General features: G+C 52.1%; 13 protein-coding genes and 2 pseudogenes. 6 read left to right on the top strand and 9 right to left on the bottom strand.

Annotated elements, in window-relative coordinates; translation table 11 throughout:
- Positions 1 to 2: 2 nt before the first annotated feature.
- Positions 3 to 434 carry a ribosome maturation factor RimP gene (rimP, locus tag Q9J79_RS08815; protein WP_301912362.1) on the bottom strand — a complete coding sequence of 144 codons (432 nt, stop codon included), beginning with the start codon at positions 432 to 434 and terminating at the stop codon, positions 3 to 5.
- 364 nt (positions 435 to 798) lie between these two features.
- On the opposite strand from rimP, the gene serC reads away from it, so the two are divergent.
- The 4 genes and pseudogenes from serC to Q9J79_RS08800 all read left to right on the top strand — a co-directional run bounded on the left by serC (position 799) and on the right by Q9J79_RS08800 (position 4,576).
- Entirely contained in the window at positions 799 to 1,905 is a 1,107-nt protein-coding gene (gene serC, locus Q9J79_RS08810) for a phosphoserine transaminase (RefSeq protein WP_301912363.1), read from the top strand.
- Positions 1,905 to 2,238: pseudogene (locus Q9J79_RS10395) on the top strand (hypothetical protein). Before serC ends, Q9J79_RS10395 begins: the two are co-directional and overlap by 1 nt.
- A 69-nt stretch (positions 2,239 to 2,307) precedes the next feature.
- Positions 2,308 to 3,942, top strand: a complete 1,635-nt coding sequence (locus tag Q9J79_RS08805) for a phosphoethanolamine transferase (RefSeq protein ID WP_301912364.1) — start codon at positions 2,308 to 2,310, stop codon at positions 3,940 to 3,942.
- A gap of 76 nt (positions 3,943 to 4,018) precedes the next feature.
- Positions 4,019 to 4,576, top strand: a complete 558-nt coding sequence (locus Q9J79_RS08800; protein ID WP_301912365.1) for a nitroreductase family protein — start codon at positions 4,019 to 4,021, stop codon at positions 4,574 to 4,576.
- Between the two features lie 59 nt (positions 4,577 to 4,635).
- Here the strand turns inward: Q9J79_RS08800 and Q9J79_RS08795 are convergent, their stop codons facing one another.
- The 3 genes from Q9J79_RS08795 to nirK form a co-directional block, all read right to left on the bottom strand.
- On the bottom strand, positions 4,636 to 5,517 hold the full coding sequence (locus tag Q9J79_RS08795) for a carbohydrate kinase family protein (protein WP_301912366.1): 882 nt from the start codon (positions 5,515 to 5,517) through the stop codon (positions 4,636 to 4,638).
- A gap of 296 nt (positions 5,518 to 5,813) precedes the next feature.
- Complete coding sequence (locus tag Q9J79_RS08790; protein ID WP_301912367.1) at positions 5,814 to 6,569, bottom strand: formylglycine-generating enzyme family protein; 756 nt, start codon at positions 6,567 to 6,569, stop codon at positions 5,814 to 5,816.
- Positions 6,570 to 6,748: 179 nt separating this feature from the next.
- Positions 6,749 to 7,927 carry a copper-containing nitrite reductase gene (gene nirK / locus Q9J79_RS08785; protein ID WP_025456963.1) on the bottom strand — a complete coding sequence of 393 codons (1,179 nt, stop codon included), beginning with the start codon at positions 7,925 to 7,927 and terminating at the stop codon, positions 6,749 to 6,751.
- Positions 7,928 to 8,308: 381 nt separating this feature from the next.
- On the opposite strand from nirK, the gene Q9J79_RS08780 reads away from it, so the two are divergent.
- On the top strand, positions 8,309 to 10,564 hold the full coding sequence (locus tag Q9J79_RS08780) for a nitric-oxide reductase large subunit (protein ID WP_301912368.1): 2,256 nt from the start codon (positions 8,309 to 8,311) through the stop codon (positions 10,562 to 10,564).
- 101 nt (positions 10,565 to 10,665) lie between these two features.
- Here Q9J79_RS08780 and Q9J79_RS08775 read toward each other — a convergent pair whose 3' ends face one another.
- The 3 genes from Q9J79_RS08775 to rnhA all read right to left on the bottom strand — a co-directional run bounded on the left by Q9J79_RS08775 (position 10,666) and on the right by rnhA (position 13,586).
- Positions 10,666 to 11,853, bottom strand: a complete 1,188-nt coding sequence (locus Q9J79_RS08775; RefSeq protein ID WP_301912369.1) for an LD-carboxypeptidase — start codon at positions 11,851 to 11,853, stop codon at positions 10,666 to 10,668.
- 39 nt (positions 11,854 to 11,892) lie between these two features.
- Positions 11,893 to 12,297, bottom strand: coding sequence for an HIT family protein (locus tag Q9J79_RS08770; protein WP_301912370.1), 405 nt, complete (start codon positions 12,295 to 12,297; stop codon positions 11,893 to 11,895).
- 851 nt (positions 12,298 to 13,148) lie between these two features.
- Positions 13,149 to 13,586: a ribonuclease HI gene (gene rnhA, locus Q9J79_RS08765; RefSeq protein ID WP_002220505.1), complete on the bottom strand. Its 438-nt coding sequence runs from the start codon at positions 13,584 to 13,586 to the stop codon at positions 13,149 to 13,151.
- Positions 13,587 to 13,698: 112 nt separating this feature from the next.
- Here rnhA and tehB point away from each other — a divergent pair, with 112 nt between their 5' ends.
- Positions 13,699 to 14,568, top strand: a complete 870-nt coding sequence (gene tehB / locus Q9J79_RS08760; RefSeq protein WP_304685312.1) for an SAM-dependent methyltransferase TehB — start codon at positions 13,699 to 13,701, stop codon at positions 14,566 to 14,568.
- A 49-nt stretch (positions 14,569 to 14,617) separates the two neighbouring features.
- Here tehB and thiD read toward each other — a convergent pair whose 3' ends face one another.
- Both thiD and Q9J79_RS08750 read right to left on the bottom strand, forming a co-directional pair.
- Positions 14,618 to 15,424, bottom strand: coding sequence for a bifunctional hydroxymethylpyrimidine kinase/phosphomethylpyrimidine kinase (gene thiD, locus Q9J79_RS08755; protein ID WP_304685311.1), 807 nt, complete (start codon positions 15,422 to 15,424; stop codon positions 14,618 to 14,620).
- A 607-nt stretch (positions 15,425 to 16,031) separates the two neighbouring features.
- Positions 16,032 to 16,269 (bottom strand): annotated as a pseudogene (locus Q9J79_RS08750) (hypothetical protein); the annotation flags it as partial.

Raw genomic sequence — 16,269 nt, 5'->3', positions numbered from 1 at the left:
TTTTAGAATTTGAATTCGGGGCGCAGACGGGCTTTGTCGATGTTGCCCAATTCGATTTGCACGATTTTGCCGTCGAAGGATACGGTAACGGTATCGTTTTCGCAGCCTTCGATTTTGCCGATAAAGTTTTTTTGACCGTCTATCGGCAGGCGGGTTTTGATTTTGGCATTCTGACCGGCAAAGCGCACGAAGTCGGCGGCTTTTTTCAAGGGGCGGTCGAGTCCGGGGCTGGAAATTTCCAGGTTTTTATAGTCGATGTCTTCCACCATAAACACGCGGCTCAAGTGGTTGCTGACGGTTGCGCAGTCTTCGACGGTAATGCCGCCTTCTTTGTCGATGAACACGCGCAATGTTCCTTGCGCGGTCAGTTCAAAATCGACCAGTTCGTAGCCCAGGCCGGGCAGGGTTTTTTCGAGGATGGTTTGAATATCCATGCTGCTCCCTATGTACATAATAAAAAAATGGCCCCGTGGCCATTTTTCGTCAAAGTTGAAAAATCGGCGTGATTATAACCGCTTTTGCGGAGAAATGAAAGTGTTGATTTATTTTGTGTTTTTGGGACGGAAAAAAGCGGGTGTAAGGGAGGTTTGTAATGGGAAATCGTGAATATTGTTGACAAAACAAATGTATCTATTTGTCGCTGGCATGATTTTTATGTTTGTAAATCAATATATTGATATTATTTTCCGTGTTCGGTCGGCATGGAGTCGGGCGGAGGACAGGTATTTCCCATCCTTGCACAAAGCCTGCTGCAAGCCTAAAATCGGGCGGGTTATTGTTCAGAATCAAGGCTGCATCATGTCTCTTTATCCGATTTACAATTTTTCCGCCGGCCCTGCCGTATTGCCAGAAGCCGTGTTGGAAACGGCGCGGCAGGAAATGTTGGACTACAACGGTACGGGTTTTCCTGTGATGGCGATGAGCCACCGTTCGGAAATGTTTTTGAGCATCCTGCATCATGCGGAACAGGATTTGAGGCAGCTTTTGAAAGTGCCTGACAACTATAAGATATTGTTTCTGCAGGGCGGAGCAACAACCCAATTTAATATGGCAACCATGAATCTGGCACACGGTTTCCGCACTGCCGACGCGGTGGTAACGGGCAACTGGAGCCGTATCGCCTATGAACAGATGAGCCGTTTGACCGATACGGAAATCCGTTTGGCGGCGCACGGGGGCGAGCAGTTCGACTATCTCGACCTGCCGCCTGTGGAAACGTGGGATGTTGCACCCGATTCGGCGTTTGTCCATTTTGCCGTCAATGAAACTGTCAACGGGCTGCAATACCGTGAAGTGCCGCGCCTTTCAGACGGCATGCCGCCGCTGGTGTGCGATATGTCCAGCGAGATTCTGTCGCGTGAGTTTGATGTTGCCGACTACGGACTGATTTACGCAGGCGCACAGAAAAACATCGGGCCGGCAGGGGTTACGGTGGTGATTGTGCGTGAGGATTTGCTCGAGCGTTGTCCGAACGATATTCCCGATGTGTTCAACTACCGTTCGCATTTGAACCGCGACGGTATGTACAACACGCCGTCAACTTACGCGATTTATATGTCGGGGCTGGTGTTCCGCTGGCTGCAGGCGCAGGGCGGCGTGAAAAAAATTGAAGCGGTCAATCGGCTGAAGGCGCAAACCTTGTATGAGACGATAGACGGCAGTGGCGGTTTTTATATCAACCGTATCCGTCCGAATGCGCGTTCTAAAATGAATGTCGTGTTCCAAACGGGGGATGAGGAGCTTGACCGCCGTTTTGTGCTGGAAGCCGAATTGCAGGGCTTGTGCCTGCTCAAGGGTTATAAAACCGTCGGCGGGATGCGCGCCAGCATCTACAATGCGATGCCGCTTAAAGGCGTGAACGCGTTGGCGGACTTTATGAAAGATTTCCAACGGCGTTACGGTTGATGTCCCGATGCCGTCTGAAGCTGCTTCAGACGGCATCGGTTGTTTCGGCGTTCTCCGGCGGCGTTTTGGAGGTGGTAAGATTGTGCTGCCGGCGGCTATCCGTCTTTTTCAATCCGGGCGTGATGCTGTTTGTGCCGGACTGTCCCGTCGGCGGCGCGGCCGGGTTTTTCCAATATGAAATGCCTTGCCCGCTTTTCCGGCAAGGGCGTTTGCCGCCCGGTTCGAATCTTGCTTCCGATGTTTTTATGTCTGCCGGACGGTTGAATGGCGGGCGGAAACCCCCGCACAGCCGCCGTTTTCTTGCCCTGCTTTGCTCCGTTGCCTTATAATTAAGAATCTTTTTCAATAATCCGGATTCCAAATGCCGGATGCCTTTTCCAACCCTTATCCGACACATTCCAAATGATAAAACCGAACCTGAGGCCGAAGCTCGGCTCTTCCGTACTGATTGCCTTCCTTTCCCTGTATTCTTCGCTGGTATTGAATTATGCCTTTTTTGCCAAAGTTGTCGAGCTTCATCCTTTTAACGGCACCGGGGCGGACATCTTCCTCTATACGATGCCGGTGGTGCTGTTTTTTTTAAGTAATTTCGTTTTTCACGTCATTGCCCTGCCTTTCGTGCATAAGGTGTTGATTCCGTTAATATTGGTTATCAGTGCGGCGGTGTCTTATCAAGAAATATTTTTCAATATCTATTTCAACAAGTCGATGTTGAATAATGTCTTGCAAACTACGGCTGCCGAAAGCGCGCGCCTGATTACGCCGGGTTATGTGCTGTGGATTGTATGTTTGGGCGTATTGCCCGCGCTGGCGTATATCGCCGTCAAGGTCAAATACCGCGTTTGGTATAAGGAGCTTTTGACGCGCCTTGTGCTTGCCGCCGTTTCCTTTTTGTGCGCGTTGGGCATCGCGATGTTGCAATATCAGGATTACGCCTCGTTTTTCCGCAACAACAAGTCGGTTACCCATCTGATTGTGCCGTCTAATTTCATCGGCGCGGGCGTGTCGAAATACAAAGATTGGAAGCGTTCCAATATTCCTTATACGCAGTTGGATATGGCGGTCGTGCAAAACCGCCCGGCCGGTAGCCTGCGCCGTTTCGTGGTGCTGGTCGTGGGTGAGACCACGCGTGCCGCCAACTGGGGTTTGAACGGTTACAACCGCCAAACTACGCCGCTGCTTGCCGCGCGCGGCGATGAAATTGTCAATTTCCCGCAGGTCAGAAGCTGCGGCACATCGACCGCGCACTCCCTGCCGTGTATGTTCTCAACCTTCGACCGCACGGATTATGACGAAATCAAAGCCGAACACCAAGACAACCTGCTGGACATCGTGCAGCGCGCCGGTGTGGAAGTTACCTGGTTGGAAAACGATTCCGGCTGCAAGGGCGTGTGCGGCAAAGTGCCGAATACCGACGTTACTTCGCTCAACCTGCCCGAATACTGCCGCAACGGCGAGTGCCTCGACAATATCCTGCTAACCAAGTTCGACGAGGCCCTCAACAAAAATGATAAAGACGCGGTTTTAATCCTGCATACCATCGGCAGCCACGGGCCGACGTATTACGAACGCTACACCGAAGCCGAGCGCAAATTCACGCCGACCTGCGATACCAACGAAATCGACAAATGCGCCCGCGCCACGTTGGTCAACACTTACGACAATACGGTTTTGTATGTGGACCAGTTTATCGACAAGGTTATCCGCAAACTTGAAAACCGCGACGATTTGGAAAGCGTGGTGCATTATGTTTCCGACCACGGCGAAAGTCTGGGCGAAAACGGGATGTACCTGCACGCCGCGCCTTACGCCATCGCGCCTTCCGGACAGACGCATATCCCGATGGTTATGTGGTTTTCCAAAGCCTTCCGCCAACACGGGGGCATAGATTTCCAATGCCTCAAGCAAAAAGCGGAGGAAAACGAATATTCGCACGACCACTATTTCAGCACGGTATTGGGGCTGATGGACATTTCAAACAGCCAAACCTATCGGAAGGAAATGGATATATTGGCAGCCTGCCGCCGTCCGCGCTGATGCCGGATATGCCGTCTGAAGCCTTCAGACGGCATATGTGTCCGAAACACCCGACCGATGACCGGAGTATAACGATATGGATGCTTTAAAATTATTGACGAACCGCCGATCTTCCAAAAAGCTGAAGTCCCCCGCCCCCGATACGGAGCAGTTGGAACAAATATTGCAGGCGGCAACCCAAGTTCCCGATCACGGCAATATGCGCCCGTTCCGTTTTACCGTGATTCAGGGGGACACTGCTTTGCAGCGTTTCCGCAGTATTTTGGCGCAGACGGTTGACGCGTTGAATTTCGGCGCGGAGGCGTTGCAGAAGGCGGAAAAAGTGGGCAATATGGCGCCGATGGTTATTGGTGTTACGTTTGCGCCCAACCGCGATGTGCCTAAGCCGAAACCAGAATGGGAACAGATGCTGACGGCGGGTTGTGCGGCGTATGCGCTGCAACTGGCGGCAACGGCGCAAGGTTTCGACAATGTCTGGATAACGGGGATGTGGGTCAACAGCCCCCTGTTGCGGGAGGCTTTCGGTTGTGCGGATAAGGATAAAATCATCGGGCTGATGATGATCGGCACGCCGACAGAGGAAGCGCATAAGCCCAAGAATACCGATTTGGAAGCGTTTGTCAGCCATTGGTAAACGGAATCTCAAGCAAAATGCCGTCTGAAAGGCTTTCAGACGGCATTTTTCCATGCGTTTTAAACCGGATTCATGAAACGCCCGATGCGTTCGGGGGAAATGTCGGGTGTCGCGCCATGTTCGGAGGCGACCAGCGCACCAAGCGCGCAGGAAAAGGCGAGGGCATATTGGGGTTCCGCGCGGTTGAGCAGCTGATAAATCAGACCGCCAAGGAAACTGTCGCCCGAACCGACGGTATCGGCAACTTTGATTTTAAATCCGCCGTGTCGGAAAAATTCCCCGTTTTTGTACAGGACTGCGCCGTGGCTGCCCAAGGTTACGCAAAGAGTGTCTGTATCGGTCAGTTTTGCCAGATAAACGATGTTTTGCTCCAAACTGTGATAGGGCGATCCGTAAATCTTTGACAGTTCGTAGAGTTCGTCATCGTTGAGTTTGACGACATCAGCCTGTTTCATGGTTTCTAAAATCAGGGAAGCGTCGTAATGCGGTTTGCGCAGGTTGACATCGAAGATTTTGAATTTTGCCTGTTGCAGCAGGCTGTTTAAAGTTTTTCGGGAGGTTTCGTCGCGCATGGCCAGGCTGCCGAAAATAAAAGCATCGGATTGGGCAACACGGTGCAGTGCTGCTTCTTCTGTCCGGATGCCGTCCCATGCACAGGGATAGACAATTTCGTAGGATGCGCTGCCGTGGGCATTCAGCAACACTTTAACCTGACTGGTGGGATAATCCGGATGAATCTGGACAAAGTCGGAAACGATGTTCTTTTGTTGTATTTGTCGGACAAGTTCTTCTCCGTCGCCATCATTTCCCCTACTGCTGATAATGGCGGTATCCATACCGAGCGATTGTAATCTGTACAGCACGTTTAAAGGTGCGCCGCCCAAAATTTTTCCATCAGGGAAAGTATCCCACAGTATCTCGCCGAAGCCGGTAATTTTCATTGGATTTCCTTGGTTTGGATAAATAGTCGGAAAGTTTGACGACTTTGAAGGCCGTCGCTGATCGGGAATGTAGTAATACTCCGAATGGGTTTTATAAATTTCGTTGGAAAAATAAAACGTTGTCAGTATTTTGACGGGTTTGCCGCAAAGGTGGTTTGATTCACCGCAAGATAATTTTGTTTTTTCCTACAAAATATTGCTTGAAATTGCAAGATGATGAAACAAAACTAGAATTTTCGGGCAAAAAACGGCGGTACTTTTCAGTACCGCCAAAGCTGCTTTGGTAATTGAAGGGGTTATCGGCTTGCGCAACGGAAGCCCAAGTTGTGCAAGACATATTTGGATTGCAGGCTGGTGCGGATGCCGTAGCGGAGGAAAGCGGCATAGTTGGACGAGTCGCTCGACCCGATAGACGCGCCGCTGCAAAACATTTGCGCGTTGGCATTGCCGGAAGAAAGCAGGCTGCTGTTGAAATCTTCCGTCCATTCCCAAATCAGCCCGTGCATATCGTAAACGCCCCAGTAGTTCGGGCGGCCTTTGCCGACATCGTGCAGGCCTTTCCGGCCGCCATCCGCATACCAATCGAGAATAGTGCGGTTGTAGCCGGGTTCGTTTGAACCGTTTTTCTGCGTGGCGGAGGCAAGTCCGGCAAATTCCCATTCGTCGATGGTCGGCAGGCGTTTGCCTTGTGCGGCGCAATAGGCGTTGGCGGCAAACCAGGAAACATTGGTAACGGGCTGTTTCAGTTCGCTTGCCTTTGGTGCATAGCTGCGGCTGCCGTTTTTCATCCAATGCTTCAGATAAGCGGGTTCTGCCTGTTTGGAACTGACCCTGCCTTTTTGCCATTTGGGGTGGCTGTTGACGAATTCGGCAAACTCGGCGTTGGTAACGGGATATTTATCCAGTTTGAACGGTTTGACTTTAATCAGGCCGGTATCTTTTTTCAGATAAAGCGGGCGGTAGCTGCCGCCTTCGATTTGAACCATTTCGGCAGACGCCGCTTGAGTGCCGGCGAGTGCCGCACAGAGAAAGAGTAACCGGGCAAACTTCATATTATGCCTCCTGACAGGCGGTTAAAATTGATTTTTCAGACGGCATTTTAAACGAAAAGCTGCGAATGCCGTCTGAAGAATCAATCTTCCGGAAGGAAAGATTGGTTGTTAAAAAACCACTGCCGTGCGTAATGAAGTACGGCGGCAGTGGTTTGTCCCGCTAATGACGGGTATCCGGTTTAATAAACGCTTTTTTCGGATGCAGAGGCTGCCGGGGCAGAAGCAGCCGGTGCGGAAGCAGCAGGGGCAGAAGCCGCGCCGCTACCGGCGTAAGCGGTATCACTCAATTTTTGAGTCATAATTTCAGGGTTTTCCGCACCCTCTACTTTCAATTGACCCAACGCGCCTTTGTTGAATGCGCGGAAGATGGAGTGGTCGACCAAAGTGTAGCTGCCCGGGATGTCGACTTTGAATTCGACAATGGCGGAACCGCCGGCAGGAACGATGGTGCTTTGTACATTTTCGTTAATCAGCTTGCCGCCTTCAACATAAACTTTGTCGAAGATTTCGCCGATGACGTGGAAGGAAGACACCAAGTTCGGACCGCCGTTACCGACGTACATACGCACGGTTTCACCTGCTTTGGCTTTCAGCGCGTTATCGCCGGCGATAGAACCTACATGACCGTTGAATACGACGTATTCAGGCTGTTCGGCAACGGCTTTGTCCATATCGAACGGTTGCAGGCCTTGCGCGCCTTTTTTGCCTTTGGTGTAGAAGTCGCCTTGGACGATGTAGAACTCTTTATCCACTTTCGGCAGGCCTTCTTTAGGCTCGACCAAAATCAGGCCGTACATACCGTTGGCGATGTGCATACCGACCGGCGCGACGGCGCAGTGGTAGATATACAGACCCGGTTGCAGGGCTTTGAAGCTGAATGTGGAAGTGCGGCCCGGGGCGGTAAAGGTCGCGGCTGCACCGCCGCCTTGACCGGTTGCGGCGTGGAAGTCGACGTTGTGCGGAACGGTAGAAGAAGGATTGTTGGAAAATTCCACTTCAACCGTATCGCCTTCGCGTACGCGGATCATGCGGCCCGGAACGTCGCCGTCAAATGTCCAGTAGCGGTATTCCACCCCGTCGTCCATTTTCATGGTTTTTTCGACGGTTTCCATTTTCACGCGGACTTTGGCAGGGTAGTCGCGGTCGATTGCGGGAGGTACTTCGGGAGCGTGGGTAGTAACCGCATCGATGACGGGCAGTTCGCCTGCAGGCGTTTCGGCGGCAGCTTGTGCGGCGGAACTTGCAGCTTCTGCGGAAGCGGCAGGGGTTTCGGCAGGGGCTTGAGCAGCTTGTTCGCCACCGCAGGCGGCTAAAGCAAACATAGAAGCGATAATTGCAGCTAAGGCTTGGCGTTTCATGATGTTTTCCTTTTGTAAGAAAAGTAAATTGTCCTGAAAGGATTGGTTAAGAACTTGGTGTGATTATGCGGTTGCCCCATTGCGGGCATTTTGATTTAAGTCAAATAATTCATAAAATATGAACTTAAAATGATACTTCTAATACTTTATAACTACCAAAAATTACAATGAATAGGCTGATTTGCCAGGGTTTCGGCAGAGCAGGCAAAGGCAGGGCAATTCCCGAGTAAAGAATAATGATAGTTATTATCATATATGTATTTGTTTTATATGTGAGTTTGTTTGAACAAATGTTTATTTGCGCGGTAAACCGTGCTACAATCTTTAACATTCATATTCTGTGAATTTTAAACAACTGCTTTATTAAAAGGAGCTCTCAAAATGGGACAGTACAAGAAGCTGTGGTACTTGCTGTTTGCCGTTCTGGCGGTATGCTTTACCATTCTTGGCTATATGGGCAGCGAGGTTTATAAGAAAGCCCCGCCTTACCCCGAACAGGTCGTTTCCGCATCAGGCAAAGTGCTGATGACGAAAGACGATATTTTGGCAGGTCAGTCTGCGTGGCAGAGTACCGGCGGTATGGAAGTCGGTTCGATTCTGGGTCACGGCGCATATCAGGCTCCGGACTGGACGGCCGACTGGCTACATCGTGAGTTGTCCGCTTGGTTGGATTTGACCGCGCAACAGACTTACGGCAAAAAATTCGATGAAGTTTCCCCTGAAGAACAAGCCGTTCTGAAAACCCGACTGGCTGACGAATACCGCAACCAAAGCCGTGTGAAGGAAGACGGTTCCGTAGTCATCAGTGATACGCGCGCGAAAGCCATCGAAAGCATCCTGCCTTATTACCACGGTGTTTACGGCGACGATCCCGCGCTGCAAACCACCCGCGAACACTTTGCAATGAAAAACAACACATTGCCAAGTCAGGAAGCGCGTGAAAAACTGTTCGACTTCTTCTTCTGGACTTCTTGGTCTGCTTCGACCAACCGTCCCGGCGAGGTCTTTACCTACACCAACAACTGGCCGCACGAGCCTTTGATTAACAATGTACCGACTACTGAAAACTACATGTGGTCGTTTACCAGTGTTGTACTGCTCTTGATGGGCATCGGTTTGTTGATGTGGGGTTATTCCTTCCTGACCAAACACGAGGAAGTGGAAGTGCCGTCTGAAGACCCGATTTCCAAAATCCAACTGACTCCTTCGCAAAAAGCATTGGGCAAATACGTCTTCCTGACGGTTGCCCTGTTTGTGGTACAAGTATTGCTGGGCGGTCTGACTGCGCACTACACCGTTGAAGGTCAGGGTTTCTACGGCATTGACGAGGCGTTGGGCTTTGAAATGTCCGACTGGTTTCCCTATGCCCTGACCCGTACTTGGCACATCCAATCCGCCATCTTCTGGATTGCAACCGGCTTTTTGACGGCAGGTTTGTTCCTCGCGCCGATTGTCAACGGCGGCAAAGATCCCAAGTTCCAACGTGCAGGCGTGAACTTCCTCTATATCGCCCTCTTCATCGTGGTCGGCGGTTCTTACGCGGGCAACTTCTTCGCGTTGACGCACATCCTTCCCCCCGAATTTAACTTCTGGTTCGGACACCAAGGTTACGAATACCTCGATTTGGGCCGTTTCTGGCAACTCCTTTTGATGGTCGGACTGCTGTTGTGGCTGTTCCTGATGTTGCGCTGCACGGTTTCCGCCTTCAAAGAAAAAGGTGTGGACAAAAACCTGCTGGCAATCTTTGTCGCTTCTATGGTCGGTGTGGGCGTATTCTACGCACCGGGCCTGTTCTACGGTGAAAAATCCCCGATTGCCGTTATGGAATACTGGCGTTGGTGGGTGGTTCACCTGTGGGTGGAAGGCTTCTTTGAAGTATTTGCCACTGCCGCCTTTGCCTTTGTCTTCTACAATATGGGCTTTGTCCGCCGCAGTACCGCCACTGCCTCCACTTTGGCCGCTGCCGCCATCTTTATGTTGGGCGGCGTTCCTGGTACGCTGCACCACCTGTACTTCTCCGGCTCTACCTCCGCCTCTATGGCAATCGGTGCCTGCTTCTCCGCTTTGGAAGTCGTGCCGCTGGTGTTGCTGGGCCGTGAAGCATACGAACACTGGTCTTACCAACACCTGTCCGACTGGGCGAAACGCCTGCGTTGGCCGCTGATGTGCTTCGTGGCAGTCGCCTTTTGGAATATGATCGGTGCCGGCGTATTCGGCTTCCTGATCAATCCGCCGATTTCCCTGTTCTATATCCAAGGTTTGAACACTTCTGCCGTTCACGCGCACGCCGCCTTGTTCGGTGTGTACGGTTTCTTGGCATTGGGCTTCGTATTGCTGGTTGCCCGTTATTTGAAACCGAACGCGCAGTTTGACGACAAACTGATGACTTGGGGCTTCTGGCTGCTCAACGGCGGCTTGGTCGGTATGATTGCCATCAGCCTGCTGCCTGTCGGTGCGATTCAGGCATACGCCTCCATCACGCACGGCCTGTGGTATGCCCGCAGCGAAGAATTCCTGCAAATGGAAATCCTCGATACCTTGCGTTGGGTACGTACGGCAGCTGACTTGATCTTTATCGGCGGTGCAGTATGCGTTGCTATTCAAGCTACTAAAATTGTATTCAGCCGCGACAAATAAGTTTTAGCCTGAAAATGGAAACCGCACCTGCCATCAGGTGCGGTTTTTTTACAGGAAAATGCCGTCTGAAGGCTTCAGACGGCATTTGTCCGTTTGCGGGTTTATTCCGAAATATCGGCAACACCGCTTTCGGGGAAGATAGGCAAATCCGGCGGCGGGAGCAGGGTATCCAAAGACAGGGCGGACGCATCCAGTGTCGGATAGCCTTCAAACGCGACCGAATAACCGCCGTTTCCGTTCATACGGATTCGGGCGTGCGCGCCCAAGGGGAAAGTGATTTTGTCGGCAATATGTCCGAATGGGAAACCTGTCAGCACAGGAATTTTTGCCGTACGCGAAATATGCTTGGCAACGGCGGAAAAATCATAAGACGAATCGTATACATCGCGGATATTGCCCATACGGAAATCGCCGAAAATAATGGCGCGTTGTTTGCCCAAAATACCCGAAAGATACAGCGTATTGAGCATACGTTCGATGCGGTAGGGCTGTTCGCCGACATCTTCGAGGAACAAAATGCCGCCGTCGATGTCGGGCATATAAGGCGTACCGGCGAGCGAGGCGAGGACGCTTAAGTTGCCGCCCCACAACGTGCCTTCGGTTTCGACATCGGCGCGTTGGATATAAGGAACATCAACGGTCAGGCGGTTTTGGGTTGCACCTCTGATAAAGGCATCCATTGTAAATACACCGGGGGCGGGTTTGCCAAAATCGCTATAAGCCATCGGGCCGGCAAAACTCATCATATTGCCTTTTGCCAAGAGTGCCAGCTGGACGGCGCAAACGTCGCTGAAGCCGAAAAACAGCGTACCGCGTTCGCGCATCCTTGCGCCGAGCGAAGCAAAATCGATATGCGGCAGAATGCGTGCCGCACCATAACCGCCGCGTAAACCCATCAGAACTTTCGGCGTGGCGACACGGCCGGAGGCGACCTCTTGGAAATCTGCCGCGCGTTGCGCATCCGTGCCTGCAAACCGCTGAAAACGGCGGCTGCCCGCCTGTTGGTTGGTTACGGTAAAACCGGCATTGTAAAGGCGGGTCAATGCAGTATTGACGCGGTTGATGTCTTCGGCAAAGCCTGAGGAGGCGACAATACGCAGAAGATTGTCGGCAGAGTTAGAATGGCGTGGTGGTCCGGGGTACACGGTTCGGGCTTTCGCAACAGGGTGAGAGGGTGCGGATGGGGCATTGTTTGAAGCAGGCGCAGTACCGCAAGCCTGAAGCAGTCCCGCGCCTGCGGCGGCGGTGCAGGTTTTCAGGAAACGGCGGCGGGAGGTTGGTTCGGTCATAATTTCCCTTTCATACGGTTTCAGACGGCATCGGCGGGCTTAAAGCAGCTTTTTAAGCTGTTCCGTCCAATTTTGCGGCAGGGTCATACCGTGTTTCCGGACGGGGTTTGCCCAAATCGGCGCGGGGAAAGACGCATCGTTTTCAAAGCGGGCGATAATATGCCAATGCAGGTGCGGCACGACATTGCCCAAGCTGGCGAGGTTGATTTTTGCCGGCCGGAACACTTGGCGCATAGCGGCTTCGACTTTGTACACCATTTCCATCAATTCGCCGCGTTCGGCAGCCGAAAGGTCGGTCATTTCGGCAATATGCTTACGCCAAATGACGCGGCAGAATGCAGGCGAACCGCTGTCGTTATGGACGGCGATGACGCGCAGCTTGGTGGTTTGCAGCAAAACGTCTTCATTTTGCGCCGTGCAGATGGGGCAGGGTTGGGCGGTCATTTTTCCTTATTCCTGAAAGTGTTTAAAAAACGGTAGGGCAATTTCTGATATAGTGGATTAACAAAAATCAGGACAAGGCGGCGAAGCCGCAGACAGTACAAATAGTACGGCAAGGCGAGGCAACGCCGTACTGGTTTAAATTTAATCCACTATAGTTTAATTTGTCTGTCCGCATTGCCGCTAATTGTACCACTTCATCGTGTTTCCTTTTCGGTTGAAACCCCGCCCTTTAGGGCGGCAGGATCAGACTTTATAGTGGATTAAATTTAAATCAGGACGACACATAGGGCGGTGCTTTATGTGTCGTCCTGTGTGTTGAAACATATCGGACGCGTTTGAACAGTTGTGCGGCAAACTGTTTTAGCGGCAGGTAAGAGATGCCGTCTGAAGCCCATTGTCCGTCATTCCCACACAGGCAGTTGCTACGGTTGTCGAAGCCCCTTAGCCGTCGCGCAGGCGGTTGCCACGGTTACTAAATTCCCGTCATTCCCTCAAAAACAGAAAACCAAAATCAGAAACCTAAAATCCTGTCATTCCCGCGCAGGCGGGAATCTAGGTCTGTCGGCACAGAAACTTATCGGGTAAAACGGTTTCTTTAGATTTTATGTTCTAGATTCCCGCTTTCACGGGAATGACGGGGTGGGCGGATGCTGTCTGAAGCTCCGTCATTCCTGCAACTTTTCGTCATTCCCGTGAAAACGGGAATCTAGAACTTTTAAATTTTCAGACGGCTTTTGAATATTGTCGTTGCCCGACGTTCTGGATCCCCGCCTGCGCGGGAATGACGCTGGAGGACGATGCCGTCTGAATCCCATTAGCGGTTTCAGACGGCATTTTTGCCGACGCGGTAATCAGGAAAACTGCGCCGCGCCACGGTTTGCCAAATCGTCGGCGCGTTCGTTTTCCGCGTGTCCCGCGTGTCCTTTCACCCAAGTCCAGCTGACTTGATGCTGTCCGACCAGTGTATCGAGTTCTTTCCACAAATCATCGTTTTTGACGGGCTGTTTGGCGGCGGTTTTCCAGCCGTTGCGTTTCCAACCGTGTATCCAGTTTTCCATGCCGTTTTTAACGTATTGTGAGTCGGTGCAGATGATGACGGTGCAGCGGCGTTTGAGCGATTTCAGCCCTTCGATAACGGCGGTCAGCTCCATGCGGTTGTTGGTGGTTTGCGCTTCGCCGCCGAAAAGTTCTTTTTCGTGGCTGCCGTAGCGCATTAATACGCCCCAGCCGCCCGCGCCGGGATTGCCTTTGCACGCGCCGTCGGTGTAAAGGTAAACGGGTGTGTCCATATTGTGCCTTTGTGTGGTGTCCGGCGTGATTATAAGCGGTTTGCGCGCCGTGCCGTCTGAAAGATTGCGGCGGATTGAAATAGGCATATAATGTGCAACTTTATTTTTGAATATGAAGGAGCGGATAGTGGGTCAAAGTGGCGAGTTGTTTTGTTTCGGACAAATGCCCGTATGGAAGGTGGAAAACCTGCCGGAAGTTTTGTTGTCGGGTTATTCGTCCGAGGAAGGGGAATGGGTCTGCCTGAATGTGTTGCAGGGCGATGTCGAAGTCCGCACGCAGGACGGGGCGGTAGAGGTTTGGTCGGCGGAAAGCGGCGATTGCGTGTTTGCGCCGCAGCAGGTGTTTTCTGTCAAACCGAAAACGGACGATGCCGAAATCCGTTTGTCGCTGTATTGCACGGCGGCAGACTATTTTCACAAAAAATACGGTATGAGTGCCACGCATTCTGCGGTCGTGGCGGCACAGGATACCGTACCGGCGGGCAGGGCGTTGGATATGGGGTGCGGACAGGGGCGCAACGCGCTGTTCCTCGGCTTGAAGGGGTTTGACGTAACCGCTGCCGATTGCAATCCCGCCGCCTTGGCAAACGTGGCGGAGCTGGCAGAGGCGGAGGGTTTGAACGTCCGCACGCTGGAATATGATTTGAACGCCGCCGCCTTGCAGGGCGAGTTTGATTATATTGTGGCAACAGTGGTGCTGATGTTTCTGATGCCGCAGCGCGTGCCCGACGTGATTGCCGATATGCAGGCGCATACGGCGGCGGGCGGGTACAACTTAATCGTATCGGCAATGGATACGGCGGATTTCCCCTGCCCGATGCCGTTCCCCTTCAAATTTAAAGAGGGCGAGCTGAAGGATTATTATCGGGATTGGGAGCTGGTCGAATACAAAGAAGAATTGGGTTCTATGCACGCCAAAGACGAAAACGGCAATCCGATACGGTTTAAATTTGTAACCATGCTGGCGAAAAAGCCTGAATAATCCTCAAAAATGCCGTCTGAACATTTTGTTTCAGACGGCATTTTTACGGTTAGTCCCGATACGCCCAATGATTGACCGGGCCGTGTCCCGCGCCGATTTCCAAAGGGTTTGAGATTGCCGCCGTGATGTAGGCCTTGGCAGTCTGTACGGCTTCGCAAACGTCCGAGCCTTTTGCCAACTCGGCGGTAATGCAGGCGGAAAACGTGCAGCCTGTGCCGTGCGTGTGGGCGGTCAGAAAGCGCGGGCTGTCCAATTCCAGCGTTTCATTTTGCGTAAACAGCCAATCCGTGCAGCGTCCGCTTGCGCTGCCGTTCAAATGTCCGCCTTTGATAACGACATTTTTGACACCGTAATCAAGCAGGATTTTTGCCGCACGTTCCGCATCTTTACGGCTTTCGATATGCACGCCGGTCAGGGCTTCCGCTTCGGGCAGGTTGGGGGTCAATACATCCGTACCGGGAAGCAGCAGCCGCGTCAGTGCCGAAACGGCGGAATCCTGCAACAGCGGTGCTCCGCCTTTGGCAATCATTACAGGATCAAGCACGCGCCTGCCGAAGCTGCAGTGTTTCAGCTTGTCGGCAACGCATTCGATGATTTCCGCCGTGCCGAGCATACCGATTTTGTAGGCGCGGATGTCGAAGTCTTCCCTAATTGCTTGGATTTGTGCAGTGATGGTTTCGGTCGGGACGAGATGAACCGCCGACACGCCCAAGGTATTTTGCGCGGTAACGGCGGTGATAACGCACGTTCCGAACACGCCGCGCATCTGAAACGTTTTCAAATCCGCCTGAATGCCCGCACCGCCGCCTGAATCCGAACCGGCGATGGTAAGCGTCTGCACAAAAGAGCCTTTCATATGTTCCTCCTTATCTATTGCGTCCGACCAAAAGGGCTACTGCCTGTAAAAAAGCACGGCGATGCCGTCTGAAAACCGCAGTGCGGGGTTTGTGGTGCATTATATGTCGTATTGCAGGACAAGGCACAGGGCAGGGCGGCAAGGTGCATCGTAGCAACTGTATTTTTGCCCGACGGGGTGAAAAATACAGTTGCTACACCCACTGATAATGAAAAAAGAGGGCGATGCCGTCTGAACCGCGTGTTGCGGCGAGTATAAACCGGCACGCTTTATTCGTCATTCCCACAAAAACAGAAACCTAAAATTCCGTCATTCCCACGAAAGCGGGAATCCAGTGTGTTCGGTTTCAGTTGTTTTTGGGTTTCGGGTAATTTCCAAATCGTCATTCCCACGAAAGTGGGAATCCAGACCATTGGGCGGCGGCAATATTCAAAAATTATCTGAAAGTTTGAGGTTCTAGATTCCCGCTTTCACGGGAATGACGAAGGGTTGCGGACAGCAGGGGGGAATGACGGGGTTTCAGACGGCATCAAATGCCTTGTCGGGCTTCAGACGGCATCGCTCCCCTCCGCCGTCATTCCCATAAAAACAGAAACCTAAAATTCCGTCATTCCCGCGAAAGCGGGAATCTAGTGTGTTCGGTTTCAGTTGTTTTTGGGTTTCGGGTAATTTCCAAATCGTCATTCCCGCGCAGGCGGGAATCCAGACCATTGGGACAGCGGTAATATTCAAAAGTCGTCTGAAAATTCAGAAGTTCTAGATTCCCGTTTTCACGGGAATGACGAAGGGTTGCGGGAATAACGGAGAATTGCGAGAATGACGAAGGGTTGGAATAATCGCGGGAT

The sequence above is a fragment of the Neisseria viridiae genome, assembly GCF_962747995.1.
GTDB classification, from domain to species: domain Bacteria; phylum Pseudomonadota; class Gammaproteobacteria; order Burkholderiales; family Neisseriaceae; genus Neisseria; species Neisseria viridiae.
The sequence above is the reverse complement of the archived record's forward strand: the minus strand, read 5'-3'. Positions and strand labels throughout refer to the sequence as shown.